The sequence below is a fragment of the Telluria sp. AZSoR62 genome, assembly GCF_058111565.1.
Window position 1 is genome coordinate 1 of the sequence record NZ_JBYTST010000413.1, and the last position, 257, is coordinate 257.

Annotated in this window: 1 protein-coding gene; it reads right to left on the reverse strand. The window is 62.3% G+C overall.

Annotation, left to right across the window (positions count from 1 at the left end; translation table 11 throughout):
* The coding region (locus AC3XQU_RS24285) for a hypothetical protein (RefSeq protein ID WP_489876678.1) at window positions 1-217 on the reverse strand (217 nt) is incomplete at its 3' end.
* Window positions 218-257: the final 40 nt, after the last annotated feature.

Sequence of the window (257 nt, forward strand, 5' to 3'; positions counted from 1 at the left end):
GCCACCGGTCGAGGACGGGCACTGCAGCCCGACACAGCAGTGAGTCTGTGTCGACGTCCTGATAACGCTGAGACGTGACGGAGCTATTTACTGCGCTGCTGATCGATCGGCGCCAGCTTCGGACAATCACATCCGGGACGGCGTCGCTGGACCCGTACTTTCCACTTAGGCCAACGCGAATCAACTGCTCGCGCGCTTCGCGCACCGGGTCGGACATACTGCCCCTTTGCCATGTCGTATGCCGTCCGAAGGCCGTC